Here is a 22,595-nt window from a genome sequence, read left to right on the forward strand (position 1 = left end):
ATGACCTATGCCGACCTGATGTCCTTCCTGGGCAACTGGGTGCTTCCCGGATCGCTGGTCGCGATCATGGCCTCGATGGGCCTGTCGCTGACCGCCGATGATTTCCGTCAGGTGTTCCGCAACAAGCGTGCGCTGATCTTCGGCGTCTGCTCGATGCTGATCGTGCCGCCGCTGATCGGCATCACCCTGGCGCTGACCGTCGCGCCGACGCCGGCGCTTGCGGTCGGCTTCGTCCTGCTGGCGACGACGCCGGGGGGCATGCTGTCCAACCTGTTCACCGACATGGCGAAGGGCGATCTGGCGCTGTCGATGTCGATGACCCTGCTCCTCAGCATGATCTACATCCTGGTCATCCCCTTCTACGCGCATTTCGCCTTGCTCCACTTCATGGGGCTGGAGGCGGACGTGAAGGTGCCGCTGGCGTCCTTCTTCTGGGACATCTTCTCGATCACCGTGCTGCCCGCCGCGGTCGGCTTCACCATCCGCGCGCTGCGCCCTGGCTTCGCGCTGGCGTTCAAGAAATATCTCAAGAACATCGCCACGATCGTGCTGTTCAGCGCCTTCGGCGTGATCCTGTTCGATCAGGTGCCGGTGCTGCGCGAGAATCTGGGCGCGCTGTTCTGGATCACCGTGGCGCTGAACCTGATCATGGTCTGCGTCGTCATGACGATCGTCCGCTTCGCCGGCTTCACCCGGCGCGAGAATATCGCGATCGGGATCGAGCATCTGATGCGACAGGAGGGGACCGCGATCTTCATCGCGGTCAGCATCGTCGGCAATAACGAGATGTCGCTGCCGATGATCATGAACACGCCGGTCGCGCTCTGCTTCGTGCTGCTGTTCGTCACCATCGCCCGCCGGACCGAACGCGGGGGCGGGGGCGCCGCCGTGCCGGCCGCCGCCTGAGACCTGTGGAATTGGCGCCCGGACGCCCGGGTGAATGAGAAAGTTCGTACGCACATGAGATTGTCCCGACCCGAGGACGTCGCGGGAACGCCGTCGTTTCCCGCGCCGATCCCCCGCCTTCCGCACGTGAGCGTGTGGTGATGCGGCATCAGCCCATCCCGCGCCGCGACGGCGACGGGCCCGCCACGACCCCGCTCTGGGTAGCGACGGCGCCGGCCGGCCCGCAGCTTCCGACGCTGGCGGCCGACGTCGAGGCCGATGTCCTCGTCATCGGCGGCGGCATCGCCGGCATGACGACCGCGCTGCACCTGGCCGAGGCCGGGGTCGATACGGTGCTGCTCGAGGCGGGGCAGCCCGGCGACCGCGCCACGGGGTGGAGCGGCGGGCTGGTGGCCCCCGACTATATCCGCCACACGCCCGAGACGATCGGCTCGGTGCTGGGTCGCGAGCGCGGCGAGCGGCTCAGCCGCATGATCGGCAATTCCGCCCGGGCGGTGTTCGACCTCATCGAGCGCCACGGGATCGCCTGCGAAGCGCGGCAGGACGGCTTCTTCACCCCCGCGCACAGCGAGAGTCTGTCGCAGAACCAGCGCAGCTATGCCGCCCAGTGGAGCGCGCGCGGCTTCGACGTTTCGTTCGTCGAAGGGGCCGAGGCGCGTCGCCGCTTCGGGGTCGAGCGCTATTGCGGGGCGCTGCGCTTCGGCGAGGGCGGCAGCATCAACCCGCTCGCCTATGTCCGCGGCATCGCCGGTGCCGCGCTTGCCGCGGGCGCCCGGCTGTTCGCGCAAAGTCCGGTGGAAACGCTCGACCGGGTCGGCGATCGCTGGGTCGCCCGTACGCCCGGCGGCACCGTCTCGGCCCGCCGGGTGGTCCTGGCCGCCAATGGCGCCAATGCGACCCTGCATCCGGCGATGCGCCGCACCGCGCTGCCGCTGCATGTCGTCCAGTTCGCCAGCGCGCCGCTCGATCCCGATCAGCGGCGGTCGATCCTGCCGGAGGGCGGCGCCTTCACCGACAAGATGCCCTATCTGTTCACCGCCAGGCTCGATGCCCATGGCCATCTGGTTTCGGCATTCCCGGTGTCGTTCATGGTGCGCGGCGCAAAGGCGCATGTGCGCGAGGCGAAGCGGCGCCTGGCGCAGCATTTCGCGGCAATGCCCCAGCCGCAGATCGACTATATCTGGGAGGGGCTGGCCTGGGTGAACCCGTCCTTCCTCCCCGAACTCTACGATCTGGGCGACGGCGCGCTGGCGATCCAGGCCTGCAACGGTCGCGGCATCGGCATCAACACCCAGCTCGGGATCGAGGTCGCGGCCGCGATCGCGGCCAACAATCGCGATGCCCTGTCGGTCCAGCCGCGCGCGCCGCATCCGATCCGGCTCCACGGCGGCGCCTCGCTGCTGCCGAAGATGCTGATGTCGATGGCCTATCTGTCGAACTGACGATGACCGGCCGGCACCCGCAGGACGATCAGGGTACCAGCGGCTCGAGATTGTCGTGCAGCCGGTCGAGCAGCGAGATCAGTTGCTCGAACTCCTCGGGCGACAGGCCGCGCGTGACATGCTCATAGACCGGCGACGCGATCAGCCGCGCATCGCGCAGGCCCTCTTCCCCCTCGCGGGTCAACTCGACCAGCGTCACCCGCCCGTCCTCGGGGCTGGGGGCGGTGGTCACCAGCTCCAGTGCGGTCATGCGCTGGAGAATGCGGGTCAGCGTCGACAGGTTGATTACCGCCGCCTCGGCGATCTCGCGCGCCGGGCGGGGCGACCGCTCGCCCAGGATCATCAGCACGCGCCAGCTGGGGATATCGAGCCCCATGGTTCGCAGCCGGCCCTCGATGATCAGATTGTACCGGCTGACCAGCCGATTGAGCAGATAGAAGGGATAGCGCTTCACCCGGAAGTCGGGGGTGCCGGGATTGCCCGAGCGAAACGCGTCCATGTCCGATCCCTTCCTCATCCTGCATCTCGCTTTCGCACGAGCCTCGACGGCTGTCGATTGCCCCATCCGTTGCTTTCCGGAGTCCAGCCATGATCCGATCCGCCACGGCGCGCCGCCGCGTCGCCACGATTCTCCTGCTGCCTCTGGGTGCGATGCTGATCATGGCGCAGTCGGTGCCCGCCGCGTCCGATCTCGACGCGCAGATCGCGCGCTACGAACGATTCACCGAAGACTTCCCGATGGAGGCAGGACGGTCCGATCCGTCGCTGTCGCGCCAGGGCTGGCCGGACGAGACCCCGGCCGGGATGGCGGCGCGCAGGGCCGAACTCCTGCGCATCGACGCCGCGCTGAAGGCGCTGCCGGGCGATACGCTTGCCGCCGGCGAAGCGCGGGTCAATCGTGACTTCCTGCGTCGGATCATCGAATGGCGGGTCGAAGGGATCGACTTCGACGAACGCCGCTTCGCCTTCGTCGCGCATGAAGGCTTCTACAATACGCCCTATTATACCGCGCGCGGGGTCGAGGTGCGCAGCGACGCCGATGGCCGCGCCTGGATCGCGCGGCTGCGCGGCGTGCCCGCCTATTTCGACCGGCAGCGCGCCAATCTCCAGCGCGGCATCGCCACCGGCTGGACCCAGCCGGGCAGGGTGGTCGACGTTGCCGCCGCGGTGCTGCGCAACCAGATCGCCCGGCCGGTGGCCGAGGACCCGCTGCTCGAACCGCTCAAGGGCCGCCCGGCGCTGATCGCCGAGGCAAGCGCGGTGATCGAGCGCGAGATCCGCCCGGCGCAGCGCGCCGCGCTCGCCTATATCGACGGACCGTACCGCGCAAAGGCACGCAAGGCGCTCGGCATCTCGGCGATCCCGAATGGGCGGGCCTATTATGATTTCCTGCTGCGCTATTACACCACCACCGACCTGACCGCCGAGCAGATCCACGCGCTCGGCCTGTCCGAGGTGAAGCGCATCCGCGGCGAGATGGACCGGGTCATCGCCGAGAGCGGCTTCAAGGGCAGCTTCGCCGAATGGTTGGCCTTCCTGCGCACCGATCCGCGCTTCTACGCGCGCAGCCGCGAGGAATTGATCGAGAAATACAGCGCCGCCGCCAAGCGGATCGACGGCGTGCTGCCGCGCTGGTTCGGCGTGCTGCCGCGCCAGCCCTTCACCGTCGAGCCGGTGCCGCGCGACCTGGAGGAAGGCTATACCACCGCGCGATCGGGCGGCGGCGACTATTCGCGCGGCTTCCCCGGCCGCTTCATCGTCAACACCTCGCACCTCGACCAGCGCCCGCTTTACGAAGTGACCGCGCTGGCGCTGCACGAGGCGGCGCCGGGCCATCACACCCATGCCGCCATCGCCCAGGAACATCCCGAGCTCCCCGCCTTCCGCCGCCACCGCGACCTGCTCGCCTTCCGCGAAGGCTGGGCGCTCTATGCGGAACGGCTGGGCCACGAGATGGGCGTGTACCGCGACCCCTATGAGAAGTTCGGCAGCCTCTCGACCGAGATGTGGCGCGCCTGCCGCATGGTCGTCGACACTGGCATCCATGTCCTTGGCTGGACCTACGACCAGGCCCGCGCTTGCTTCACCGAGAATACCGCACTGGCCGACATCAACATCGACACCGAACTCGCCCGCTACATCGGCGCCCCCGGCGGCGCCGTCGCCTACAAGGTCGGCGAACTGAAGATCATCGACCTGCGCCGCCGCGCCGAAACCGCGCTCGGCGACCGCTTCGACATCCGCGCCTTCCACGACCTGATCCTGATGCAGGGCCAGCTGCCGATGACGATGCTGGAAGAGAAGGTAGACGCATGGATCAAGGCGCGGCGATAGGGGCATCGCAGAGGCTTGGATTGCTCCTGAAGCCGGACAGCTTCGCGCAGCGGGATCTGGGCAGAGGAAAATGATCTGCCGCTATTTGGTCGAGACTGCATTCAGATAGGCCAGCAACGCCGTCTCCAGTTGCGTCGACAGGCACGCCGTGAATTCGGCTGAACCATAGCCTTCGAGCATGGTTCGCGGCAGCCCCAGGAAGATGCTGAGGAACACCTCGGCGGTCACGCTCAAATGCTCGAATTGGGCGTCCGGCGCCGATCGCAGCGTCTCGGCGATCGCCGGGAGCATCATGTTGTGGATCGTCAGTGCGATGTTTTTCCCGGTCTTCTCTGCCGCGACCGCGTAGAGCACGGCCGCTTCCTGCGGATCGCTCATTTTGAGGCGCAGCAGCACCTCCACCAGATGCCTGGTCATCTCGGCAATCGGCTTGCCCGCAGCCTCCTTGCATGCGCCGATCACCGAAGCCGAGAACGCATCCAGGTGCCGTTCCAGCACGGCGGCGAGCAGCACGTCGCGATTGGGATAATATTGATAGATCGTACCCACGGACACGCCCGCGCGCCGCGCGATGCGGGTGGTGGTGCAGTGGCCGAGTCCCTCCCTCGTCAAAACGTGAATCACTGCGGTGTGCAGCACCGCGATCGTCGCCATCGAGCGGGCTTGAACCGGCAGTTTCCGGACGATTGCGGGCTTGGAAAGGAAGCTCATGAAACGCGAATTCCAATGCTTGTCGATTCTACATACGATCAAGGCACGACAGGGTTTCCGAGAGACATAATGGAGGTCAAGATGCCGATGCCCGCCGCTCCGGACTATGAGAATGGATCCAGCCCCTTCGCGTCCTGGTGGCTCAATCACGTCGCCGTCCGAGTGCCTGATTTCAGCGCGGGTGTGCGGTGGTATTCCGACACACTGGACTTTCGGTTGGTGCATAGCTGGCCCTATGAAGGCGGCATCACGTTCGGATATTTGTCGCCCGCCACCGACAATCGTGTTCGTCTCGAGCTCATGGGTGGTCCTGGCGCCAAGCCCAAGCCGCGCTATGCGGATCTGAACGACAGTTTGTCGCTGCATGGATTTCACCATGTGGGCTTTCGCGTGGATGACGTGGACGAGACCGTCAGGATGCTCAAGGCACGCGGGGTGACCATCCTGTCCGAACCGATGGATTTCGAGGCCTGCAATCGGCGCTTCGCCGTCTTCTCCGATCCATGGGGCAATGTATTCGAAGTCGACCGACCGATCGTGCCCGACGGCTCCCAAGCCTAGACGAAGGGTCTTCGACATGGGGGCTATCCTCTACCCAGTTCGTCCGGCGACGCTGCCGGATCGATGCGCGGGCCCTCGCCGTCCCGAGGGGGCGCGAGCAGGTGCAGGCGCGGTCGGCGAACGGGACAAGGGTTGCAACCCCGGAGCGCGCCCGATCTCAGTCGGCTCAGCTAACGGTAGCGAATCCCGTTCGCCGCCAGAAACCCCTTGGCATCGAAGTGGCTCCAGACTTCGCCCCATGGCTGCGCACCCGGGACGATGCCCATTTCCTCCGTCAGAATGCGGCGGACAAAGGCGATCTCGGCGTCGATCGCCTCGCGCGTCGGCCAGCCGTCCTGGAGTTCCACCTCGTCCAGGCGGACATTCCAGCTGGCCCGTACCAGTGCCCCGTCATGAAACCCGAGCGACAGCCAGGCGGGACGCCCGCCGAAGCTCAGCCCGGCAAGGTCCAGCCAGCGATAGCCATTCCCATGGTCGCGCGCGCGCATGATCAACGCCTGGACGCGCGGCTCGACCTCGATGCTGCACGCGCCGGGTTCGATCACGAGGGCGCCGTCGAACCTGAAGCCGCCGGTGTCGCGGTCGATTGAGAACGCGATCGGCGAAGGAGTCGCGATCATCCAGCGCCCCGCTTGCGTATCCCGCCGCTCATCGCGACACCAGCAGCCCCTCGGCCAGCGTCCGGAACGCCTCGATTGCCCGGTGCAGCACCGCGCCAGGATCCTGCGCCGCCGCGACCCACAGGGCGGCGTTCAGCGCCGCGCCGTTGAACAGCCGCGCCGCCGCCTCGATGTCGACCGGCCGGATCACGCCGTCGTCGCGCAACCGCGCCAGGCTCTGGATCGTGAGGTCCAGGCACGCCTGCTCCCCCGGCCAGGTCGATGGATCGCCCAGCACCGCCGGCCCGTCGAGCAGCATGATCCGTTGCACCTCGGGGTCGAGTGCCATGCGGATATAGGCGACGCCTTCCTCGATCAGTCCCGCCCAGGGATCGGGCGCCGCCTCCCGCGCACGCGCCAGCTTCGCGGACATCTCGCCGTCGATCTGGTCGATCACCGCCGCCAGCAGGCCCTTCTTGTCGCCAAAGCCATGATAGAGCGCGCCGCGCGTCAGCCCGACCGAAGCGGTCAATTCGTCCATGGATGCGGCGACATAGCCCTGCTCGGCGAACGCGGCGCGCGCGGCGGTGATCAGGCGAGCGCGATTGGCGGCGGCGCCGGCCGTCCTCGTTTCTCCGCCACCGCCACTCGCCCGTGCGGTTGACATACGCGGCGTATGTTTCGATATGGTCGACATACGCGGCGTATGTAATGCCGCGACGACCGCTTGCAAATCGAAAGGACACTTCATGTCAGCACGCGATGCGATTTTCCCGCCGGGCCGCCAGGCGCTGTACGACCAGAACCGCTATTCCGCCGCGATCCGCTCGGGTGACCTGCTGTTCATCTCCGGCCAGGTCGGCAGCCGCGACGACGGCACGCCTGAGCCGGAGTTCGCCGCCCAGGTCCGCCGCGCCTTCGCGAACCTGAAGGCAGTGCTCGCCGCCGCGGGGTGCAGCTTCGACGATGTCGTCGACGTCACGACCTTCCACACCGATCCGGAGAAGCAATTCGAGACCATCATGGCGATCCGCGACGAGGAAATCGGCGCGCCGCCCTATCCGAACTGGACCGCCGTCGGCGTGACCTGGCTCTTCGGCTATGATTTCGAGATCAAGGCGATCGCGCGGATTTCGGCGGGGGCGGGCGAGACGCAGGAAAGCCGAGACTGACCGTGCCCGGGGCTCCCGGCTTCGCCCGAGACCCGGGAAAAGCCGGGAGGCACAGGTCTCCGGACACCGATCCGATGGAACTTTCGTGGCCACTCGCCGCTGAACCAGCTTCGCTGGTAAGATGGAGAGGTGCGATCCTGTCGCCGATGCTCTTCAGGCACGCTGCCGTCCTGACCGCCCTCGTTCTGGCGGGCTGCGGCGGCGGAACCGAACAGAATGGCTCCGGCGTGAAAACGGCGGTCACGGGCGTCGACCCGCGCGCCTATGTCACCAGCTTCATCACCGAAGACGTCGAGGCGTGCTTCAGGAGCGAGCAGATGGAACAGCCGGTCCTGGAGGCCAAGGGCGCTCCGTCCGGCTCTCGCGCCGCGCCGGTCCGCGTGGTCGTCGCGGTCGACGGTTCCGGATCGATGGCCGGGCGGCTCGGCGGGCAGACCAAGCTCGACCTGGCCCGCCGCGCCGCTCTGGCGTTCGTCGACGGGCTGCCTGACACTGTCCAGACCTCGCTGCTCGTCTTCGGCCAGCAGGGCAGCAACAGCGAGGCGGGCAAGGCGCGGTCCTGCGCCGGCGTCGACATGCTCGCGCCGATGTCGACCGATCGCGCGCGGTTGGTCGACGGCGTAGGCAAATTGAAGGCGGTCGGCTGGACCCCGCTCGCGCTGGCGCTCGAACGCGCGGAGGCGCTGCTTCAGGCCTCGTCGGTCGCGGGGGAGCAGATCATCTATGTCGTCTCCGATGGCGAAGAAACCTGTGGCGGCGATCCCGTCGCCGTCGCGCGCCGGATCAACACGGGCAAGAGCCGCGCCATCGTCAACGTCATCGGCTTCGGCCTGCCGTCCGGCGAAGCGGCAGCATTGAAGGCGGTGGCGGACGCCGGCGGCGGCAGCTTCGTCAACGTCGCGAACCAGGCGGACTATGATCGCACGATGGCGCAGGTGCGCGAAGCCAACCGAACTGCGCGCAACATGGCCAGCCTCAGCAACTCCGCCAGTCGAAACAGCCTGAAGGCTTCCGCAGCCTCGACCCGCGCTTCGCTCTGCGTCAGCGATATCGTCGCGAGCGAAAGCCGGCGCATGAGCGACGACATTGCGGACCGGGACAAGCGCGGGATGCCCTATCCCCGCGCCGGCGAAGCATTGAGACTTCAGCAGGAGCGCCACCGCGCATTGCTTCAACGCAGCCAGGCGTTCTCGCGGGCGTCGCTGGACAGCGCGGCGGCTGCACGCGAGCGGATGGAGAAGGCCGACGCTGCAGCAAGATGACCGTGATCGGGCACGATCGGTCCGGCCGGCCGACCGGGCGGCCCGTCACCCCTTGCGCGCGATCGTATCGTGATAGCCGTCCAGCGCCGCCTGGTTGATCCGGTCCCACTGGTAATCCAGCCCGCGCCGGTGCCCGGCCGCGCCGGTCGCCTTGCGATAGTCATGGTCGGTCGCGAACTTCTCCAGCGCATCGGCATAGGAATCGAGGTCGTTGGGATCGCACAGCAATCCGCTGACGCCCGGCTCGACGATCCCGACCGGGCCGGTGGCATAGGCGGCGACCACCGCCACGCCCGATGCCATCGCCTCCAGCGTGACATTGCCGAAGCTTTCGGTGATCGATGGGTTGAAGAACACGTCCATCGACGCGACCGCGCGGCCCAGATCCTGGCCCGACTGGAACCCGGTGAATACCGCATCGGGCACGCGCTCGGCGAACCAGTCGCGCGCCGGGCCTTCGCCGATCACCAGCACGCGATGCTTCACCCCGCGCGCCTCCAGCCGCCTGACGACGTCGGCGAACACGCCGAGTCCCTTTTCCAGCACCAGCCGGCCGAGAAAGCCGATCGCCACCTCGTCGTCGGCGATGCCCAGCGACCGGCGCCACTCCAGGCTGCGCATGCCGGGGTTGAACCGCTTGTGATTGATTCCGCGCGACCAGATGCTGACCGGCGTCGTCACGCCCCAGCTGCGCAGCAGCTCGGTCATCATCGGCCCGGTGGTCAGGACCGTGTCGGGCCGGTTGTAGAACCGCGTCAGCGCCCGGATCATCAGCGGTGTCAGGAAGCCGATGCCGTAATATTGCGGATAGGTCTCGAACCGCGTGTGCAGCGACGCGACCGAAGGCAGGCGGCGCTTGCGCGCCCAGGTGATCGCCCGGTGTCCAAGAATGTCGGGCGCCGACACATGGACCAGGTTCGGGTTGAACGCCTCCAGGTCGGGCAGCACCTTCCTGATGCCCGTGGCCAGATGATATTCGCTGCGCCCGCCCGGCATCGGCAGCGACGGCACGCTCACCAGGTCGCCGGTCGGCTCGAACGGGGGATTGTCGATGGTCGGCGAATAGACGCGCACCTTCACTCCCTGAGACAGCAGATAGCCGACCAGCAGGTTCAGCGCCTGATTGGCGCCGTCGCGGACATAATTATAGTTCCCGCTGAACAGCGCGACCCGGAGTTCATCGTTCTTCATCTGGCCCGCGCGCATAGCGCCCGGCGGGCAGGGTGTCGAGTTTGCGGGCCTTGGGCAAATCGTCCGCCCGGCGGGGCCGGGCGGGTGGCATGCTACTGAAACAAGGAGAGTTCCCGGACTGATGCGAGGCGCAGCTCGCGTTTCGATCCGGCGGAAGATTGCTCGCACGAAGGCAGGAGGCCCGAAGGGTCGCCTTCCATCCCGATCGCGGCAGCGCCTGCGATCCATGCTGCTGCACGCAACCGGTTCACCAGAGCGCCACTCCGGGATGTGCCGCCTGGTGGATGCCGGCACTCCGGCCGGCATGACGAGAAGGGGTGCCGACCGCCCGAAACACCCGTCACCCCGGATGAAATGCCGGGGGCCACCCATCCTCCATCCCGGACTGGAGGCAGCCACGACGTCCCCTGGCTCGACTACGAACCCGTCTTCAGTTCCGCCAGGTTGCTTCGTGCCTTCGTGGCTTCGTGTGAGCACCTTTTTTTACCGGGTCGCGCGCAGTACCTGGGCTGAGAATCACACGAAGACACGAAGACACGAAGGCACGAAGAGCGCAGTGGAAGGCGCTGAAGTTCAGGCAACGCACCCTGCTTTGTGCCTTGGCGTCTGTATGCGAGCATTCTCTTCCGCGCGCCCATGCTGGCCAAGCTGAAACTTGCACGAGAACACAAAGCTACGAAGGTCGCATTCCAGCCCGATTGCGATGGACCCGGCGATCTGCATCGGTGGACTCAATCGTCGCGCTATAACCCCACTCCGGGATGTGCCGCCCGGTGGATGCCGGCACTCCGGCCGGCATGACGAGAAGGGCAAGGCGCACCCCTTACGGCGTTCCCAGCGCCTCGATACTGGGGGCCCTTACCGGGCAACCGTCCGAACCTCGCCCGCCGCGAAAGAGGCGACCACGCCGGCTCCACACCGGCAGCTTTTGATGTTCCCTTCCTGTTCCACCTGCGCTACCTCCCGGCCATGGCGAAGCTGCGCAAACGATATGTCTGTCAGGCCTGCGGGTCGGTCACCTCGCAATGGGCGGGGCAATGTGCCGATTGCGGGGAATGGAACACGCTGGTCGAGGATGCCGTCGCCGTCGCCGCGTCCACCCCGTTCCAGGCCAAGCACAATCTCCAGGGCGGCGGCCGCACCATCCTGATGTCCGGGCTCGACAGCGACGTCGCGCTGCCCGAACGGATGCAGTCGGGCATTGCCGAGCTCGATCGCGCGCTGGGCGGCGGCTTCGTCGAGGCGTCGGCGACGCTGATCGGCGGCGATCCCGGCATCGGCAAGTCGACCCTGCTGCTCCAGGCCGCGGCACGGATCGCGATGCGCGGGCTCAAGGTCGCCTATGTCTCGGGCGAGGAGGCGGCCGATCAGGTCCGGCTGCGCGCACGCCGGCTGGGGCTGGGCTCGGCGCCGGTGCTGCTCGCCTCGGCCACCTCGGTGCGCGACATCCTGACGACTTTGGGCGAGGGGCCGGCGCCCGCGCTGCTGATCATCGATTCGATCCAGACCATGCATTCGGACCTGATCGAGGGCGCGCCCGGCACCGTCAGCCAGGTCCGCGCCTCGTCGGGTGAACTGATCCGCTTCGCCAAGGAACGCGGCACCGCCGTCGTGCTGGTCGGCCATGTGACGAAGGACGGCAGCCTGGCCGGTCCGCGCGTGCTCGAACATATGGTCGATACCGTGCTGGCGTTCGAGGGGGAGCGCAGCCATCAATATCGCATCCTGCGCGCGGTGAAGAACCGCTTCGGCGGCACCGACGAGATCGGCGTGTTCTCGATGGAGGCGGAGGGGCTGAACGAGGTCGCCAACCCGTCCTCGCTGTTCCTCACCTCGCGCGACGAGAGCGTGACGGGCACGGTCGTCTTCCCCGCGCTGGAGGGCACCCGCCCGGTGCTGGTCGAGGTCCAGGCGCTCACCGTCCGGCTGGCCAGCGGCGCCACGCCGCGGCGCGCGGTGGTCGGCTGGGATTCGGCGCGCCTGTCGATGATCCTCGCGGTGCTCGAGGCGCGCTGCGGGCTCAGCTTCTCGGCCTGCGAGGTCTATCTCAACATTGCCGGCGGCTACCGCGTCCAGGATCCCGCCGCCGATCTCGCGGTCGCCGCCGCGCTGATCTCGGCACTGACCGAACGGCCGATTGCCAGCGACTGCGTCACCTTTGGCGAGATCGCGCTGTCGGGCGAGATCCGCCCGGTCGCGCACGGCAATCTGCGCTGCCGCGAGGCGGCGAAGCTGGGCTTCGAAAAGGCGCTGGCGCCGGCATCGATGAAGGATCACGCCGGATTGCGGCTCTCCGGGTTCAAGAGTCTCGGCGCCTTCGTTGACCATCTGCTCGGGCGCGGATAGCGAGTCACCCGGGGTACATCCGCACCGGAGCAGGTGCGGACCGGAGGACTTTTCGACATGGCGCTGACCGGACTCGACATCATCGTGCTGATCGTGATCGGCGGCGCGGCCGTGCTCGGCTTCATCCGCGGCTTCACGACCGAGATCCTGGCGCTGGCCGTCTGGCTGGTGCTGGTGCTGGCGATCAAGCTGCTCCACACCCCGCTGGCCGCGATCCTGGCCGGTATCGTCGGCACCGCACAGGGCGCGGCGGTGCTGTCGTTCGCCATCCTGGCCGGCGTCACCTATTTCGGCGGACGGATCGTCGCCAATCTGGTCGGGTCGCGCACGCGCCAGAGTTTTCTGGGGCCGATCGACCGCGCACTGGGCTTCGGCTTCGGCGCGCTCAAGGGGCTGGTGCTGGTCAGCATCGCCTTCCTGCTCGTCGTGCTGGTCGTCGATACCGTCAGCGGCGGCCCGTCGCGACGGCCCGACTGGATCCGCGACTCCAAATCCTATCCGCTGCTCGACGCAACCAGCGCGTTCGTGGCGGATTTCGTCGATCGCCGCCGCAAGGGCGAGCCGGTGTTCGGCGAGGACGGTTCCGAACGCTCTACAAATACCAGCCGCGAGGATTGAGTTTGCGAATTCTGTTGATAGCCGCGCTTCTGGGCCTGGGCGGATGCGGCGAGGCGTGCCGGACCTGCCTCGCCTCGTCGCCGCGCAACCCGGTGGCGACCGCCGAGCTCGAGAAGATCCGCCTGTTCGACGGCGAACGCCTGCCCGGCAGCGCGCGCGACGTCTATTATCATGAGGAATGCTCGGTCGACTGCACCTACTGGCTGCGCTTCACCGTCCCCGACGCCGACGCCCGCAGCTTCGCCGCCCGGTTCCACGCCCGCCCGCGCAAGGGCTATGACCCGATGCCCGAATCCGGCGGCGGCAACGAAGGCCCCGGCTTCGCCTGGTGGCCGGACAAGTTCCCCGACGGCTTCGAAGGCGACGAAGTCGAACGCGACGCCGCCCGCACCTCCGCCCTGGTCATCGCCCGCGACGACAAGGGCAACGCAACCGTCTGGGTGACCGAATCCAATAAATAGCCTGTGCGGCGAGGGAGTACGTGATCGCGCCCAATCTACCCTTCACCGGGCCACAGTGCCGGGATTCGGCGCAACTGGTGGTGACCTTCGATCGGCCATTTTTCGACATTGACGCCTGCGCGCCCGATGGGAAATCATGTCCATCATGAGGCTATGGGTAATTGGCGCGCTCTGTGGTTCCCTGTTGCTGGGCGAGCCCCAAGCTACGGTGTACGCGCTCGAAGCCGAGGCACCGCGATGCGATCGACATGGCATTGCGCTCGCTGAAATCACCGCAGCGAACGCGACGACCCAGGGCGCTGCGCGATCATTGCAGTTCATAGGTCCTCAGGCGGACATGCTCAAACTGTGGAGCGTTACGTCGATCACTGGGCCCTGCGCTGGCGCGGCCGTCGCCTATTCAAAAGGGGTCCTGCACTTCCCGTACGACATCGGCTTCAAACTGGACGGGAGTGACGGCGCCTTGCAACGGGTGCGCGGCGCCGCACTGAGGAACTCATATTCGGGTCCTGTCGTGGCGTCGCCGCACGAACTGATCGGCGCGCGGCTCATCATGGCCGATGAAGCGCAACGGCGTGCGCTCGATGGGCATAGCGCGATCCGATACGTCGCGCTGTGGAAGCGACAGGGGAAATCGCTCGTCGGCACGTTCAGGGTCATCGATGGCGGACCCGCGCAGGACGTCATTCCCCTTATCGTGACCTCTGCTGACCTCAAGTCCGTTGCCTTTTTTCCGGACCTGCACGGATCGTCGGGGCGATTGCTAGTTCTGGCCCGAAACAATCGCTCTTCTGCGGAGGTGATTGGCGTCGATTGGTCGATGAAAGGGGGCTAGGCAATTTGGGCGGCGCGACCGCGACGATGGCCTACACTGTCGGGTACCTTCCGTCCGTCAACCAGGGGGCGGACTCCAGAAGCCCAATTTAGTTTCCCGCGCCATCTCCCCCTCGCGCGCGCCATCGCCTACATCGGGCGGAACATGAACGCGCCGCTCTACAATGCCGAGATCCTGCGCCTTGCGGCGTCGATCCCCTATCAGTCGCGGATCGAGGCGCCGATGGCCAGCGTCGAGAAGCGCTCGCCGGTCTGCGGCAGCCGGGTGACGGTCGATCTCGACCTGGACGAAGCGGGCAGGGTGGCTGCGATCGGGCTGCTGGTGCGCGCCTGTGCGCTCGGCCAGGCTTCGGCGGCGCTGATGTCGGCCGAGGCGGCGGGCAAGTCGCCGGCCGAGCTGGCGGCGGTCCGCGATGAACTCACCGAGTGGCTGGCGGGTGAGCGCGACACCCCGCCCGACTGGCCTGGCCTCCACCTGTTCGAACCGGCGCTGCCGCACCGCGCGCGCCATCCCTCGATCCGCCTGGCGTTCGAGGCGATCGCCGAGGCGGCCGACCAGGCCGCGCGCGAAAGGGCAGGCTGATGGAGGATCATGGGGGGATGTCGCTGCTGCACGACGGGGTGCCGCTGCTCGGCTTCGCGCTGGTCTTCGTCCTGCTGTTCCGGCGCCTCGGCCTGGGCGCCACGCTCGGCTTCCTCGTCGCCGGCGCGATCGTCGGGCCGCATGTGCTGGGGCTCGTCGCCGGTGCCGAGAGCAAGATGGGCATCGCCGAGCTCGGCATCGCGCTCCTGCTGTTCCTCGTCGGGCTCGAGCTCAGCCCCGGGCGGCTGTGGCGGATGCGCCGCGACATCTTCGGGCTCGGCCTGGCCCAGGTCGTGCTGTGCGGCCTTGCCGTCACCGGCGTCGTCCTCGCCTTCACCCCCTTTTCGTGGGCGGCGGCGCTCGCGCTCGGCCTGCCGCTGGCGCTGTCCTCGACCGCACAGGTCCTGCCGATGCTCCAGTCGGCCGGCCGCCTGCGCACCCCCTTTGGCGAGCGCGCCTTCGCGATCCTGCTGTTCCAGGACCTCTCGATCGTCCCTCTGATCACGATCGTCGCGGCGATGAGCCGCAACCCCGCCGACCTGAACGGCCCGCCCGGCTGGCTGCTCGGCCTCTACACGCTCGGCGCGATCCTCGGCCTGATCCTCGCCGGCCGCTACATATTGCGCCCGCTGTTCCGCCTGATCGGCAATCTGGGCGAGCGCGAGATGTTCGTCTTCGCCGGCCTGTTCACCGTGATCGCCTCTGCCGCGATCATGGAGGCGCTGGGGCTGTCGGCGGCGCTCGGCGCGTTCATCGCCGGGGTGATGCTGGCCGACTCGCCCTATCGCCACGAGCTCGAGGCCGATGTCGAGCCGTTCCGTACCATCCTGCTCGGCCTGTTCTTCCTGGCGGTCGGCATGACGCTCAATCTCGAGGCGATCGCCGACCGCCCGTTCTTCGTCGCCGGCATGGCGCTGGCGCTGATCGCGGTGAAGACCGGCGTCATCATGGCGCTGGCGATGCTGTTCGGCGCCAGGCCCCGCTCCGCCTTCGCGCTCGGCATCCTGCTCAGCCAGGGCGGCGAGTTCGGCTTCGTCCTCTTCGCCCAGGCGCAGCAGGCGCTTCTGGTCGAGAACCAGGCCGCCAGCGTCTTCGGCGCGATCATCACCCTGTCGATGGCGACCACGCCGTTCCTCATGATGCTGACCAAGCGCCTGCGCGCCGAGCCCGAGCCGACCGGCGACCATCTCGATACGCCGCAGCATGACGGCAGCAACGCGATCGTCGTCGGCTATGGCCGCTTCGGCCAGACGGTGGCGCAGATGCTGCTGGCGCAGAACATCCCGGTCACCCTGATCGACACCGATGTCGAGATGATCGAGACCGCGGGCGGCTTCGGCGCCAAGGTCTATTATGGCGACGGCACCCGCCTCGACGTGCTGCGCCAGGCCGGCGCCGCCGATGCCGAGCTGATCCTGTTCTGCCAGGACGGCGACGCGCTCGATACCGAGGCGCTCGAGATGATCCACCACAGCTTCCCCAAGGCCAGCATCCTGGTGCGCGCCTTCGACCGCCGCAGCGTCATCAAGATGAACGGCGCCCCCGTCGCCGGCATCGTGCGCGAGGTGCTGGAAAGCGCCGTCTTCATGGCCCGCCGCGCGATGGAGGCGGTCGGCGTCGACCAGACCGAGATCGACCGCAGCGAGGCCGAGTATCGCCGCCGCGACAAGGCTCGCCTCGACATCCAGCGCGAATCCGGCGACATCCGCGCCGCCCGCGACACCATCCTGACGCAACAGTCGAAGCCGGTGGCGATGGATAACGACCTCGAGTTGACCGGCTGATCTGCGGTCTTGGGCTGGTTCGCGCAGAGACGCGGAGACGCAGAGAGGACGCGCGCGATCGACCCGGGCGCTGCCAGATCGAAGCAACTGAAACGCACCCGCCCACCCGAACGAAACCCCTCAGCGCCTCCGCGCCTCCGCGCGCACAAAATCTTCACCGAAACCAAGCAACGCCCTGCATCTTGTAGCGCCAAGCGATATGATTGAATGTCACGGCAATCGGCGAGGAGACAGGGTGGTGAGAACCAAAGTTGCGATCCTGGCGCTGACGGCCATGGCGGGCGCGTGTGCGCCGCACGCCGAGCGGGGCGATCCGGTGACCGTCCGTTACAGCACCATCAGTGGGTTCGAGATCAATCCCGGCAAGCCGTTCCGGTTCGACACGCCGACCTGCCGTCTCAAATCGGCCGATGCCGCCGCCATGCGAGCAAGCCTCGCCCGGGCCGAGCAGCCCCGGGATCAGGAAGAGTATGAACAGGAGGTCGAGCGGCGCAGGGCGCGTTCTCCGCTGGGCCCGATCTTCCGGGTGGAGGTCGGCAAGCCCGGCGCGGGGCTGGTGGCGCATATCCCAGGCAGGGTGGATTCGAGACGGACCAGGGTCCCCGTGGTGATCAACGATGTCGTCTGGCAGTTCCGCGCGGAAGACATCGCGACGATGCACGCCATCGCCGAGCGCAGCGGCTGTGCGCCGCGGCTGCGCGCGCTGTAAGTTGAGCCCGAGGCCGGGGAAGAACCGATGACCCCTCTCACGATCCTCGCCGCTCTCTCCGGCGCGCTCGCAGTCGCCGCCGGCGCGTTCGGGGCCCATAGCGCAACCGGCGTCGCCGCCGAATGGCTGCGCACCGGCGCGCACTATCAGATGATCCACGCCGTCGCCGCGCTCGTCGCGCTGCGCATGGGCGCGCGGCTGCCCGCCGGGCTGTTCGTGGCGGGCGGCGCGGTGTTCGGCCTCAGCCTCTACCTCATGGCGCTCGGTCTCCCGCGCTGGCTCGGCGCGGTCACGCCCATCGGCGGCGTGCTGCTGATCCTCGGCTGGCTGGCGCTCGCGTTCCACGCGCTGCGGGGTAGGGCGGAATGAGCAGGCTCACGATCGATCAGCTCGACATCGTCGGCCGCAGTTTCGCCGCCGCCGCAGTGACCAGCATCGGCGTGATGCTGATCAATCTTGGCGCAGTCCTGTATCAGGTGCGCGGCCCGCACATACCGCTGCTCTGGGCCCTTCCGCCGTTCGTCGCGGCGCTGGTCTTTTACCGCGCCCCGCTCCACCGCATGCTCGCGACGGTCGGCCTGTGGCTCGTCGTCCTCCCCGCGGCCATGGCCACGGACGTCATCGCCCACCTGTTCGGCTATTGCCTGCAGTAACGCGCTTCCCCCTTCCAGGGAGTGGGTAACGCCCCCCTTACTCCCCCGCCACGATCTTCTCGATTCCCGCCGCGGTCGACGGGTGGTACCCCGCCCGCGCCTCGGCGAACAGCGCGCGCGCCTTGGGCCGCCCCCACTCGCCCTGTTCCATCAACCGCGTGTACAGCGGCCGGATCAGAAGCCCGCGCCCCACGCTCGTCACGAACTGCCTCAGCGACGGCAGCGCCGGCTCGTACCGGTTGCCGATCGCCAGATCGAGCCAGGCCGAGCGCACATAGGCATTGCCCGACGCCGACAGCCCCAGCGTCTCGTCCAGTTCCTTCAGCCGCGCCGCGCTCATCTGCCGCGGCAGCCCGTTCAGGAACCGCTGCCATTCCTGCGTGCTCCACCCGTCCGGCCGCACCGCGCTCGCCGGTCCGCCCGCCTTGAACGCCGCCAGCTTCGCGTCCACCGCGGCCAGCGTCGCGCTCGTCACATGCACCGCATTCTCGGGCAGCCCCGCGCCATAGGCCCAGCGATCCAGCTGAAGCTTCGCCTCCAGCGCCGCATCGCCCTTGATCAGGTTCGCCCGGATATCCGCCAGGAACCCCGCGGTCGTCTGCGGCTGGAACGCATGCCGGTCGAAATAGGACTTCAGATACGCGTCGAACCGCGCCCGCCCCACCGTCCGCTCGATCGTGCGCAGGAACACCGATCCTTTGAAATAATCGAGCTGGCCATAGGTCGCCCCCGGCTCGCCGTGCAGCCGCGTTGCCGGCGCATCCTTGCCCCCGGCCAGCCCGATGTCGCGCTGCAACCCGTCCCAATCCAGGTCGGAATACATCGCCGCCCGCTCCGCGCCGTACAGCGCCTCCATGATCCGATTCTCGAAATAGGTCGTGAACCCCTCGTTCAGCCAGCTGTCCGACCAGGTCGCATTCGTCACCAGATTGCCCGACCAGCTATGCGCCAGCTCGTGCGCCACCACATCGGTGTTCGACCGGTCGCCCGTCACGATCGTCGGCGTCAGGAAGGTCAGCATCGGATTTTCCATGCCGCCATAGGGAAAGGACGGCGGCAGGACGAGCATCTCGTACCGGCCCCAGCGATAGGGACCGTACAGCGCCTCGGCCGCGTCGATCATCTTCTCGATATCGACGAACTCGCGCGCCGCCGCGTCCAGCATCTCGGCCTCGGTCCACACGCCCGTGCGCGGCCCCAGTTCGCGATACTTCAAATCCCCCACCGCCAGCGCGATCAGATACGGCGGCACCGGCTTGGTCATGCGAAAGCGGAACGTCCGCATGCCCTTCGGCCCCGCCTCGCCAGGAAGCTTCGTCAGGTGCTCGGCGCTCATCACCGCCACCAGCCCCTCGGGCACGGTGATCTTCGCGGACCAGGTCTGGCGGATGCCGGGGCTGTCCTGCGTCGGGATCCAGCTGCGATTGTTGATCGGCTGCCCCTGGCTGAACAGATACGGCTTGCGCTTGCCCAGCGTCTGCTCGGGGCTCAGCCACTGCAGCGCGCTCGCCCCCGGAGCGGTGGCATAGCGGATGACGATCCGCTTCGCCCCGTTCAGCTGGATGGTCAGCGGCGCGCCAAGCTCGGCATCGTCCGCCCCGACCATATATTTCAGCGCCCGCCCGCGCCCGTCGGTGACCGAAGTGATCGCCAGGTCGTCGGTATCCAGCACGATCTCCCGCGCGCCCTTCGCGGCCAATATGTCCAGCGTCGCGGTGCCGCGCATCGCCTTGGCCGCGAAATCGGCGGTCAGGTCCAGGTCGACATGCGTCACCCGCGCCACCTCGGGCCGCGCCCGCGTCCACACGTCCTTCGCCTCGGGCGTGGTCAGGATCGGCGCCGGCTGCGCCACCTGGGCAACCGCGGGCAGCGACAGCGTCGCCAGGACAAGGGCAGAGGCCAGAAAGCGCATGTTTGGGCCTTTTGAAGGGGTTGGCATGGGGACGTGCCTATGCGGATGCGCGATGAACCGCAACTGAGTGGGGCGGGGGAGCGCGTTCGCCAACACCGCCGCCTGGCGCGTGCTCCGGCGAAGGCCGGAGCCCAGCTACGGGAGTTAGGGGCACCCACGCCATAAGGTCAGTGCTCACGACCCGATGGTGCAAGATCCCGGTGGTAAAGCCGGCGGAAGTGCCGCTAGATGCTCGTATGAGAAGGGGTGCCCTCAACAATAATTACGACATCCGACGCGAACGTCGTAAGCTGATCCGCTCCCTGGGCTACTGGTACACGATGATGTTCGTCGTGGCCCCCGCTTTCCTGCTCGGCCTGCTCGATCAAGGGAGGCCGCCCCTCTTGCTCGGCCTGTCCATCGGCATTTTTCTCCTGATCTTCTGGGTGCCGTACCTGACGAACTGCGGCCGCTGCCGGACACCGTTCTTTTTCGATCCCGACAGCCAACCGTTCAGGCACCCCGTCACGATCCTGAGACGGCCGGCCCGGGCGTGCATGAAATGCAACCTCGACCGCGGGTAACCAGGCGGCGACACTGACAGAGGAGCGCTCCAAACATGGAACCGGCACAACTCGAACATCTCCGCGACCTCGCCACCGCAAGCGGCCTTGTCTCCGACCCACAGATCGGCGACGGTATCGTATACGGCCGCTCACGCCTGCCGGCGACCGGCGACGAATTCACCCTCAATCTCGATCCGGAGGACGAGGACGGCTTTACCGATCCCGCGACCCTCATGGCATCCGCGGCCCGCTTCCTCGCGATGGACGCCGCAGCCTGGCGCGCGATCATCGACGCGATCGCTCGGGAGGTGGAGGAAGCGGTCGGCGACGTCGAGGTGATCGAGAAGACCGACCTGCGCGACGACCTCGACATCCGCTCGGTCGTCATCTTTGCCGAGGTCACTCTCCTGTCGTTCGCCGCCGACCGCCAGTTCCCCGACAGCTGGATCCGCGCCCAACTGGCGGAGGACTATGAAGTGGAGGACATTGCGGTCGATAAGCGGGATGAGGTTGAGACGGTGGCGTTCGATACGCTCGACGAGCTTCTCGATCACATAAGCGCGGATAACAGCCGGTAGTCTGGTTTGGCCGCGAACTTGCGGTGAAGTCCAAAGTGACAGGCAACGGGGAAACATGGTATCAGCGACCAGCCTGACCGGTGCTGCCGGCGAACATTTCGTCATGAGCGAATTGCTACGCCGTGGATTCATTGCGGCTCTCGCACCGGCGGGCGTCCCGAACTGCGACATCGTCGTCACGAACGATATCGGAGACCGGCTTTGCGCCATCCAGGTCAAAACCCGCAACAGCACCGGTCAGGATGGGGGCTGGCACATGGGCAAGAAGCATGAGAGCCTGACGTCACCGTCCCTCTTCTATTGCTTCGTGGACTTCGCGATGGGGAAGGACTGCGGACCTTTCACTCATGTCGTACCGGCGTCAGTCGTCGCGGGATCCCTGGCCGTTTGCCATCAGGCGTGGTTGCATCAGCCCGGAAAGAAGGGGCAGCAGCACAAGGATGGCGACATGCGGCGCTTCCTGCCGGACTATAGTCACCTTGAGATCAGCAAGTACGGCGCAGGTTGGCTCGACCCCTATCGAGAGGCTTGGCACCTGCTATCTCCATCGCTCACTGATTGTGGGTAAGGCTCGCAGGCTGATCAGATGACGGATCACCGAAGAATGATGCTTGAAAATCGACGCGACGCGGCGGTCGCCCGCCGCGAAGAATTGCTCGCTCGCATCGCCGCTGTCGAGGATGGACGAAAGCGTTCGAGGCCGTTCTTTATCGGCGAGACCGAAGCAGATACCCACGAAAACCTTTTGTACACCATGCGCCAGTGCCTACGAGACGAAGAACTTGCGATCGAGACGATGAACGAGGATTTGTCCAGATTGTAAGTCAGGATTGATATTGGGGGGTAGTATGCGAATTGAGGACATTGAGATTCACGTCGGCGAAGCCGATTTCGAGTACACGCCGATTCGGAGACTTGAAGCCAAGTGCGAGGCAACCATGGCTTTCTCGCCGGCTCCGACAGTTGATGAGATGAACGGCAAGTTGAGGGCCATGGCCAGTAAGCTCGGCGCGAATGCCATTATCAACGTGCGCTATGACAGCGGCGTCTCTCTGACATCCTGGAAGTCGATGAAGGGGACTGGGTTGGCCGTTTTGAAACTTTCCGACGAAACGCAATGCGCTGTTTGCGCCGAGACCATCAAGCGCGCTGCCCTCAAGTGTCGTTTCTGCGGTGTGGATGTGCCTCAAGCATCTAAGGAACCGGTGACTGAGCCGTCAGCTTCTGCCGAGCCGGCGGCGTCGGCTACAGAGGATGCAACCGTCGCCGCCCCCCTACGTGAGACCAACAACCCCCAGCTCTGGCTCATCATCGCTGCGGGCATCTTGGTCGTGCTCACATTTATTGGGATGGCTAGCTAATGCTAGACCGGGCACTTGTTCGTAGCCGGTTGA

At 66.9% G+C, this 22,595-nt stretch carries 26 protein-coding genes; 20 read left to right on the forward strand and 6 right to left on the reverse strand.

Translation table 11 applies throughout. The annotated features are described in order from the left end of the window. Both TPR58_RS04090 and TPR58_RS04095 read left to right on the forward strand, forming a co-directional pair. Complete coding sequence (locus TPR58_RS04090) at nucleotides 1-906, forward strand: bile acid:sodium symporter family protein (protein WP_346245342.1); 906 nt, start codon at nucleotides 1-3, stop codon at nucleotides 904-906. A gap of 140 nt (nucleotides 907-1,046) precedes the next feature. After that, nucleotides 1,047-2,348 carry an NAD(P)/FAD-dependent oxidoreductase gene (locus TPR58_RS04095; RefSeq protein ID WP_346245343.1) on the forward strand — a complete coding sequence of 434 codons (1,302 nt, stop codon included), beginning with the start codon at nucleotides 1,047-1,049 and terminating at the stop codon, nucleotides 2,346-2,348. A gap of 28 nt (nucleotides 2,349-2,376) precedes the next feature. Here the strand turns inward: TPR58_RS04095 and TPR58_RS04100 are convergent, their stop codons facing one another. After that, the gene (locus tag TPR58_RS04100; protein WP_346245344.1) at nucleotides 2,377-2,865 is read right to left on the reverse strand and encodes a MarR family winged helix-turn-helix transcriptional regulator; all 489 of its coding nucleotides are present in this window, start codon (nucleotides 2,863-2,865) and stop codon (nucleotides 2,377-2,379) included. Nucleotides 2,866-2,936: 71 nt separating this feature from the next. Here TPR58_RS04100 and TPR58_RS04105 point away from each other — a divergent pair, with 71 nt between their 5' ends. Continuing rightward, complete coding sequence (locus tag TPR58_RS04105; protein ID WP_346245345.1) at nucleotides 2,937-4,682, forward strand: DUF885 domain-containing protein; 1,746 nt, start codon at nucleotides 2,937-2,939, stop codon at nucleotides 4,680-4,682. An 81-nt stretch (nucleotides 4,683-4,763) separates the two neighbouring features. Here the strand turns inward: TPR58_RS04105 and TPR58_RS04110 are convergent, their stop codons facing one another. Further along, on the reverse strand, nucleotides 4,764-5,393 hold the full coding sequence (locus TPR58_RS04110; protein WP_346245346.1) for a TetR/AcrR family transcriptional regulator: 630 nt from the start codon (nucleotides 5,391-5,393) through the stop codon (nucleotides 4,764-4,766). Nucleotides 5,394-5,474: 81 nt separating this feature from the next. On the opposite strand from TPR58_RS04110, the gene TPR58_RS04115 reads away from it, so the two are divergent. Then, nucleotides 5,475-5,954, forward strand: a complete 480-nt coding sequence (locus tag TPR58_RS04115) for a VOC family protein (RefSeq protein WP_346245347.1) — start codon at nucleotides 5,475-5,477, stop codon at nucleotides 5,952-5,954. 170 nt (nucleotides 5,955-6,124) lie between these two features. Here TPR58_RS04115 and TPR58_RS04120 read toward each other — a convergent pair whose 3' ends face one another. Together TPR58_RS04120 and TPR58_RS04125 are read right to left on the reverse strand one after the other, a co-directional pair. Further along, nucleotides 6,125-6,574 carry a hypothetical protein gene (locus TPR58_RS04120; protein ID WP_346245348.1) on the reverse strand — a complete coding sequence of 150 codons (450 nt, stop codon included), beginning with the start codon at nucleotides 6,572-6,574 and terminating at the stop codon, nucleotides 6,125-6,127. Nucleotides 6,575-6,602: 28 nt separating this feature from the next. Then, a complete protein-coding gene (locus tag TPR58_RS04125) occupies nucleotides 6,603-7,220 on the reverse strand; it encodes a TetR/AcrR family transcriptional regulator (RefSeq protein ID WP_346245349.1) in 618 nt (205 codons plus the stop codon). Nucleotides 7,221-7,302: 82 nt separating this feature from the next. Here TPR58_RS04125 and TPR58_RS04130 point away from each other — a divergent pair, with 82 nt between their 5' ends. Together TPR58_RS04130 and TPR58_RS04135 are read left to right on the forward strand one after the other, a co-directional pair. Continuing rightward, the gene (locus TPR58_RS04130) at nucleotides 7,303-7,725 is read left to right on the forward strand and encodes a RidA family protein (RefSeq protein ID WP_346245350.1); all 423 of its coding nucleotides are present in this window, start codon (nucleotides 7,303-7,305) and stop codon (nucleotides 7,723-7,725) included. Nucleotides 7,726-7,952: 227 nt separating this feature from the next. Continuing rightward, entirely contained in the window at nucleotides 7,953-8,987 is a 1,035-nt protein-coding gene (locus TPR58_RS04135; RefSeq protein ID WP_346245351.1) for a vWA domain-containing protein, read from the forward strand. Between the two features lie 45 nt (nucleotides 8,988-9,032). Here TPR58_RS04135 and TPR58_RS04140 read toward each other — a convergent pair whose 3' ends face one another. Continuing rightward, complete coding sequence (locus tag TPR58_RS04140) at nucleotides 9,033-10,178, reverse strand: glycosyltransferase family 4 protein (protein ID WP_346245352.1); 1,146 nt, start codon at nucleotides 10,176-10,178, stop codon at nucleotides 9,033-9,035. 969 nt (nucleotides 10,179-11,147) lie between these two features. Between TPR58_RS04140 and radA the strand changes: the two genes are divergently transcribed. The 9 genes from radA to TPR58_RS04185 all read left to right on the forward strand — a co-directional run bounded on the left by radA (nucleotide 11,148) and on the right by TPR58_RS04185 (nucleotide 18,166). Then, nucleotides 11,148-12,524, forward strand: coding sequence for a DNA repair protein RadA (radA, locus tag TPR58_RS04145; protein WP_346245353.1), 1,377 nt, complete (start codon nucleotides 11,148-11,150; stop codon nucleotides 12,522-12,524). 57 nt (nucleotides 12,525-12,581) lie between these two features. Beyond that, on the forward strand, nucleotides 12,582-13,142 hold the full coding sequence (locus TPR58_RS04150) for a CvpA family protein (protein ID WP_346245354.1): 561 nt from the start codon (nucleotides 12,582-12,584) through the stop codon (nucleotides 13,140-13,142). 2 nt (nucleotides 13,143-13,144) lie between these two features. Next, on the forward strand, nucleotides 13,145-13,603 hold the full coding sequence (locus tag TPR58_RS04155; RefSeq protein ID WP_346245355.1) for a hypothetical protein: 459 nt from the start codon (nucleotides 13,145-13,147) through the stop codon (nucleotides 13,601-13,603). Between the two features lie 136 nt (nucleotides 13,604-13,739). Beyond that, entirely contained in the window at nucleotides 13,740-14,438 is a 699-nt protein-coding gene (locus TPR58_RS04160; protein ID WP_346245356.1) for a hypothetical protein, read from the forward strand. Between the two features lie 144 nt (nucleotides 14,439-14,582). Next, the gene (locus tag TPR58_RS04165) at nucleotides 14,583-15,020 is read left to right on the forward strand and encodes an iron-sulfur cluster assembly scaffold protein (RefSeq protein ID WP_346245357.1); all 438 of its coding nucleotides are present in this window, start codon (nucleotides 14,583-14,585) and stop codon (nucleotides 15,018-15,020) included. A gap of 17 nt (nucleotides 15,021-15,037) precedes the next feature. After that, nucleotides 15,038-16,804, forward strand: coding sequence for a cation:proton antiporter domain-containing protein (locus TPR58_RS04170; RefSeq protein WP_428835690.1), 1,767 nt, complete (start codon nucleotides 15,038-15,040; stop codon nucleotides 16,802-16,804). A gap of 238 nt (nucleotides 16,805-17,042) precedes the next feature. Beyond that, nucleotides 17,043-17,513, forward strand: a complete 471-nt coding sequence (locus tag TPR58_RS04175; protein ID WP_346245359.1) for a hypothetical protein — start codon at nucleotides 17,043-17,045, stop codon at nucleotides 17,511-17,513. Nucleotides 17,514-17,540: 27 nt separating this feature from the next. Continuing rightward, on the forward strand, nucleotides 17,541-17,882 hold the full coding sequence (locus tag TPR58_RS04180) for a DUF423 domain-containing protein (RefSeq protein ID WP_346245360.1): 342 nt from the start codon (nucleotides 17,541-17,543) through the stop codon (nucleotides 17,880-17,882). Continuing rightward, nucleotides 17,879-18,166: a hypothetical protein gene (locus TPR58_RS04185; protein ID WP_346245361.1), complete on the forward strand. Its 288-nt coding sequence runs from the start codon at nucleotides 17,879-17,881 to the stop codon at nucleotides 18,164-18,166. The genes TPR58_RS04180 and TPR58_RS04185 overlap by 4 nt, the downstream gene beginning before the upstream one ends. 37 nt (nucleotides 18,167-18,203) lie before the next feature. On the opposite strand, the gene TPR58_RS04190 is transcribed toward TPR58_RS04185, so the two are convergent. Then, entirely contained in the window at nucleotides 18,204-20,078 is a 1,875-nt protein-coding gene (locus TPR58_RS04190; RefSeq protein WP_346245362.1) for a M1 family metallopeptidase, read from the reverse strand. A 236-nt stretch (nucleotides 20,079-20,314) separates the two neighbouring features. On the opposite strand from TPR58_RS04190, the gene TPR58_RS04195 reads away from it, so the two are divergent. From TPR58_RS04195 to TPR58_RS04215, 5 genes are read left to right on the forward strand one after another with little or no spacing between them, the layout of a single operon-like run. Beyond that, nucleotides 20,315-20,641 (forward strand): hypothetical protein, encoded by a 327-nt coding sequence (locus TPR58_RS04195; protein WP_346245363.1) that lies wholly within the window; start codon nucleotides 20,315-20,317, stop codon nucleotides 20,639-20,641. A 35-nt stretch (nucleotides 20,642-20,676) separates the two neighbouring features. Continuing rightward, nucleotides 20,677-21,201, forward strand: a complete 525-nt coding sequence (locus TPR58_RS04200) for a hypothetical protein (RefSeq protein ID WP_346245364.1) — start codon at nucleotides 20,677-20,679, stop codon at nucleotides 21,199-21,201. 55 nt (nucleotides 21,202-21,256) lie between these two features. Further along, the gene (locus TPR58_RS04205) at nucleotides 21,257-21,769 is read left to right on the forward strand and encodes a hypothetical protein (RefSeq protein ID WP_346245365.1); all 513 of its coding nucleotides are present in this window, start codon (nucleotides 21,257-21,259) and stop codon (nucleotides 21,767-21,769) included. Between the two features lie 36 nt (nucleotides 21,770-21,805). Continuing rightward, on the forward strand, nucleotides 21,806-22,024 hold the full coding sequence (locus TPR58_RS04210) for a hypothetical protein (RefSeq protein ID WP_346245366.1): 219 nt from the start codon (nucleotides 21,806-21,808) through the stop codon (nucleotides 22,022-22,024). A 25-nt stretch (nucleotides 22,025-22,049) separates the two neighbouring features. Further along, nucleotides 22,050-22,562 carry a YbjQ family protein gene (locus TPR58_RS04215; protein WP_346245367.1) on the forward strand — a complete coding sequence of 171 codons (513 nt, stop codon included), beginning with the start codon at nucleotides 22,050-22,052 and terminating at the stop codon, nucleotides 22,560-22,562. Nucleotides 22,563-22,595: the final 33 nt, after the last annotated feature.

Origin of the sequence: Sphingomonas rustica, from assembly GCF_039652585.1 — a bacterium.
Lineage (GTDB): Bacteria > Pseudomonadota > Alphaproteobacteria > Sphingomonadales > Sphingomonadaceae > Sphingomonas > Sphingomonas rustica.

Coding starts and splice junctions, on each gene's coding strand:
- TPR58_RS04215 (WP_346245367.1), top strand. CDS start 22,050: ATGCGAATTGAGGACATTGAGATTCACGTCGGCGAAGCCGATTTCGAG.
- TPR58_RS04105 (WP_346245345.1), top strand. CDS start 2,937: ATGATCCGATCCGCCACGGCGCGCCGCCGCGTCGCCACGATTCTCCTG.
- radA (WP_346245353.1), top strand. CDS start 11,148: ATGGCGAAGCTGCGCAAACGATATGTCTGTCAGGCCTGCGGGTCGGTC.
- TPR58_RS04100 (WP_346245344.1), bottom strand. CDS start 2,865: ATGAGGAAGGGATCGGACATGGACGCGTTTCGCTCGGGCAATCCCGGC.
- TPR58_RS04095 (WP_346245343.1), top strand. CDS start 1,047: ATGCGGCATCAGCCCATCCCGCGCCGCGACGGCGACGGGCCCGCCACG.
- TPR58_RS04185 (WP_346245361.1), top strand. CDS start 17,879: ATGAGCAGGCTCACGATCGATCAGCTCGACATCGTCGGCCGCAGTTTC.
- TPR58_RS04210 (WP_346245366.1), top strand. CDS start 21,806: ATGATGCTTGAAAATCGACGCGACGCGGCGGTCGCCCGCCGCGAAGAA.
- TPR58_RS04120 (WP_346245348.1), bottom strand. CDS start 6,574: ATGATCGCGACTCCTTCGCCGATCGCGTTCTCAATCGACCGCGACACC.
- TPR58_RS04200 (WP_346245364.1), top strand. CDS start 20,677: ATGGAACCGGCACAACTCGAACATCTCCGCGACCTCGCCACCGCAAGC.
- TPR58_RS04140 (WP_346245352.1), bottom strand. CDS start 10,178: ATGAAGAACGATGAACTCCGGGTCGCGCTGTTCAGCGGGAACTATAAT.
- TPR58_RS04125 (WP_346245349.1), bottom strand. CDS start 7,220: ATGTCAACCGCACGGGCGAGTGGCGGTGGCGGAGAAACGAGGACGGCC.
- TPR58_RS04150 (WP_346245354.1), top strand. CDS start 12,582: ATGGCGCTGACCGGACTCGACATCATCGTGCTGATCGTGATCGGCGGC.
- TPR58_RS04180 (WP_346245360.1), top strand. CDS start 17,541: ATGACCCCTCTCACGATCCTCGCCGCTCTCTCCGGCGCGCTCGCAGTC.
- TPR58_RS04170 (WP_428835690.1), top strand. CDS start 15,038: ATGTCGCTGCTGCACGACGGGGTGCCGCTGCTCGGCTTCGCGCTGGTC.
- TPR58_RS04205 (WP_346245365.1), top strand. CDS start 21,257: ATGGTATCAGCGACCAGCCTGACCGGTGCTGCCGGCGAACATTTCGTC.
- TPR58_RS04115 (WP_346245347.1), top strand. CDS start 5,475: ATGCCGATGCCCGCCGCTCCGGACTATGAGAATGGATCCAGCCCCTTC.
- TPR58_RS04130 (WP_346245350.1), top strand. CDS start 7,303: ATGTCAGCACGCGATGCGATTTTCCCGCCGGGCCGCCAGGCGCTGTAC.
- TPR58_RS04090 (WP_346245342.1), top strand. CDS start 1: ATGACCTATGCCGACCTGATGTCCTTCCTGGGCAACTGGGTGCTTCCC.
- TPR58_RS04195 (WP_346245363.1), top strand. CDS start 20,315: ATGAGAAGGGGTGCCCTCAACAATAATTACGACATCCGACGCGAACGT.
- TPR58_RS04190 (WP_346245362.1), bottom strand. CDS start 20,078: ATGCGCTTTCTGGCCTCTGCCCTTGTCCTGGCGACGCTGTCGCTGCCC.
- TPR58_RS04165 (WP_346245357.1), top strand. CDS start 14,583: ATGAACGCGCCGCTCTACAATGCCGAGATCCTGCGCCTTGCGGCGTCG.
- TPR58_RS04110 (WP_346245346.1), bottom strand. CDS start 5,393: ATGAGCTTCCTTTCCAAGCCCGCAATCGTCCGGAAACTGCCGGTTCAA.
- TPR58_RS04160 (WP_346245356.1), top strand. CDS start 13,740: ATGTCCATCATGAGGCTATGGGTAATTGGCGCGCTCTGTGGTTCCCTG.